The sequence below is a fragment of the Sphaerimonospora thailandensis genome, assembly GCF_016863115.1.
GTDB classification, from domain to species: Bacteria; Actinomycetota; Actinomycetes; order Streptosporangiales; family Streptosporangiaceae; genus Sphaerimonospora; species Sphaerimonospora cavernae.
In genome coordinates this window covers 1-3,171 of sequence record NZ_BOOG01000110.1, presented here as the reverse complement: position 1 = coordinate 3,171, position 3,171 = coordinate 1, and the positions used below count along the sequence as shown (strand labels likewise).

Annotated in this window: 3 protein-coding genes; all 3 read right to left on the bottom strand. The window is 72.2% G+C overall.

The window, feature by feature from the left end; genetic code table 11:
• Position 1: 1 nt before the first annotated feature.
• Genes Mth01_RS29070 through Mth01_RS29060 form a run of 3 tightly spaced genes read right to left on the bottom strand, consistent with a single transcriptional unit; the run spans position 2 to position 3,110 of the window.
• Positions 2-1,000 (bottom strand): tyrosine-type recombinase/integrase, encoded by a 999-nt coding sequence (locus Mth01_RS29070; RefSeq protein ID WP_204019164.1) that lies wholly within the window; start codon positions 998-1,000, stop codon positions 2-4.
• Positions 997-1,926, bottom strand: a complete 930-nt coding sequence (locus tag Mth01_RS29065) for a tyrosine-type recombinase/integrase (RefSeq protein WP_204019163.1) — start codon at positions 1,924-1,926, stop codon at positions 997-999. The genes Mth01_RS29070 and Mth01_RS29065 overlap by 4 nt, the downstream gene beginning before the upstream one ends.
• Positions 1,923-3,110: a tyrosine-type recombinase/integrase gene (locus Mth01_RS29060; RefSeq protein ID WP_204019162.1), complete on the bottom strand. Its 1,188-nt coding sequence runs from the start codon at positions 3,108-3,110 to the stop codon at positions 1,923-1,925. The genes Mth01_RS29065 and Mth01_RS29060 overlap by 4 nt, the downstream gene beginning before the upstream one ends.
• Between the last annotated feature and the right edge of the window lie 61 nt (positions 3,111-3,171).

Sequence of the window (3,171 nt, the reverse complement as noted above, 5' to 3'; positions counted from 1 at the left end):
GTCACAGGCTTTCGAGGAAGGCGAGGAGTTTGTCGGGGGCGGCGTAGCGGCCCCGGCGGGTGTGCGGCGGGGCTGTCCGGTCGAGTGCCCGCTGCTTGAGTTCGAGGTCGGCGTGCAGGTAGGGGCGTGTCGAGGCCGGGGACTCGTGGCCGAGCAGGAGCGCGATGGCGGGGCTGCCGACTCCGGCAGCCTGCAGGCGCATCGCGAAGGTGTGCCGCAGGACGTGCGGGGTGACGTTCTTGGCGGCGATGCTAGGGCATGCGGCGGCTGCCGCCGCGGCGGCGTGGATCTTGATGCGTTCCGCGACGGCGTCTGTGCTCATCTTCCTGGCGGTGCCGCGGGCGGTGAACACGAAGGCACCGGGGGGTGCGGTGTTCTCGCGCTGCCAAAGCCGCAGCGCGGCGACGGCGGGCGCCTGGAGCGGGGAGATCCGTTCCTTGCGGCCCTTGCCGTGCCAGAGCACGCGGGCACCGGGCCTTGCCAGTACGACGTCGGCCCAGGTGAGCGCCGTTATCTCGGATACCCGCGGGCCACTGGTGATCATGATCAGCATCAGGAGGTGGTCGCGGCGGCCGGTCCAGGTCGCGCGGTCCGGGCTGGCCAAGAGCGCGTCGGCCTCGTCCTGGGTCAGGTAGGCGACCGTCTTTTGTGATGCTTTCCGCGGCTGGATGGCCAGGACCCGGGCGATCACCGCGGCGTGCTCGGGGTGACGCAGGGCCGCGTGGCGGAACAGCGAGTGGATGGCGGCAAGCCGCTGGCTGCGGGTCCTGCCGGTGTTATGCCGTTCCTGCCCGAGCATGGCGAGGAAGCCGCTGACCGTCGTGGCGTCGAGGTCGGCGAAGTCGAGGTCGGACGGCCGGATGCCGGACTGCTCGCGGACGTAGGCGAACAGGAGTCGGAGCGTGTCACGGTAGGACGCGATGGTGTGCGGGCTCGCGCCCCGCTGGGCGATCAGATACTCGGTGAAGAAGGACTCGACGGCAGGCGCGAGGGCGGTCATCGGCGGTTTCCTCCCTGGTAATACAGGGCTGCGCGTTCGGAGACGGCGTCCGCGAGCGCGGGCGTGACGGTCAGGTACCAGTAGGTATGGGCCGGGCTGACATGGCCGAGGTGGGTGGCCAGCGTCGCGATGCACGCGTCAACGTCCCGGCCCTGGCTGTGCGCGTTGATGAGGGTGCTCACCGCGAAGGCGTGGCGAAAGTCATGCAGCTGGGGGAACCCGCATCCGGGCTGGGGCGCCAGGCTGCACCCGGTGGCCAGCGACCGGAAGATCGCGCGGGCCGTGTTGAGGTTGAGGCGGCGTCCTGCTTGCCCGATGAGCAGCGCGCTGGTTCCCGGCGCTGCATGGCCTGCCCAGATCTGCAGGTATCCCGCGAGCGCGGCGGCCGTGGTGGGATGCAGCGCGATGAGCCGGGTCCTGCCGTGTTTGCCGGTCACGGCCAGCACCTGCCCTGCGATATCGAGATCCTTGGTGTCCAGGGCGCCGGCCTCGCCGCTGCGGATGCCGGTGCTGGCCAGCAGCCCGATGAGCGTGCGCATGCTGGCTGCCAGCATCGCCGGGGACAGCGCGGCGGCCGCCGCCATGAGCCGGACGGTCTCCTCACCGGAATACAGATAAGGAATACGGCGCACGGGCCTGGCGGGGATGAGCCCGTCCGGGACCGGGTCGGCGGCGGCCGGATCGCGGCCGTGGACGTAGCCGGCGAACGAGCGCACGGCCGCGAGCCGCTGGGCATGCCAGACCCGGGTCCCGGGCGAGGCAGTCGCGAAGGCGACCGCGGCGGGAACCGTGATGCGGGTTTCCCCACGGGCTTCCAGGCTGTCCAGGAAGGCCTCCAGCAGCTGCTCGTGACGGTCGAGGCGGTAGCCCCGGGCGCGGCGCCCGGCCAGGTAGACCGGGATAGCCGCGCGCAGACCCGGGCTCACGCCGGCGCCTCTTCCGGCCATGGCCGCGCGATCGAGCGGAGCGCGGTGATGTCGGACCTGGCATAGACGGCAGTCACCTGCGGGCCGGCATGGCGCAACAGCTGGCCCGCCTCGACGAGCCCGCCGCCGGCCGCGAGCACACCGCATGCCGCGGTGTGCCGGAGCCGGTGCGCGGCGCCCTCGCCGCTGATCCCGGCAGCAATCAGCGCGCGGGCCGCGACGCTCGTCACCGCCGGGCCCGTCAGTGGCCCGTGCGGCGCGTCGAGCGCCAGGAACACCTGCCGGTGCGCCGTCCCGGTCGGCCGCCCGTCGCTCAGGTAACGGGCCAGCGGCGCGCCGACATCGGCCGGCAGTGGAATCTCGTCAACGCGGTTTCTCTTGCCCCGCACCCTCAAGATCCCCTGACGCCAGGCGATATCGTCCAGCAGCAGCGAAGCGGCCTCTCCTGCCCGCAGCGCCAGCCGCAGCATCAGCGCAATCATCGGCTCGTTCCGCATCCCGCCCGGGCTTGCCCGCACGAACGCGAGAAGATCGTCGGCCTGGCCAGGACTGAGCCCTTTCGGCGGATCCGCGCCAGCCGGGGCGGCGAAGGAGCCGACCGCGTCCGCCAGCGGGACCGCGGTCATGCCTTCCAGCCACAAGAAGCGGAGCAGCGCCCGCACAGCATTAGCCCGGACCTGGGCCGACCGCGGGCGCAGCCCGACAGCGCCCCCCGCCGCGAGGTCCGCGACCTGCGCAGCTGTCAGCGAGGGCAGCTGCCCGGCGCAGGCGACGGCGAACGGGCGCGACTGATGCAGGTAACTGGAGACCGTGGCCGGGGCCAGGCCCCGCTCGCCCGACAGCCATTCGCCGAACCGTGTCAACAGCACATCCACGGGAGCCTGCGGCACCAAGACCGTGGCCGACGGAACGACCCCGAGCCCGCGCAGGTAGCCCAGCAGCGGCCGGAGCGCCCGCCCGGACCGCAGCTGCGACCGTCCCCGGCGGACGGCGATGTACTCGCCGGCCACCTCGCTGTTCAGCCCCGACAGCGGCACGCCCTGCTCCGCGAGCCAGCGCGCCAGATGCCGGAGCAGCGCGACCTGCGCCTCGCAGGTCCGCGGCGAATACCCCAGCCGGCCGAGTTCTGCGACGAACCCGTCCGCGTACTGCTCCAGCCCGGAGCCCTCTGCTGATGACGCCACACGCCCCATGACGCTCTCCTCTCCACATCGGCGGAATGAGAAGAGCATCACTCACACGGCA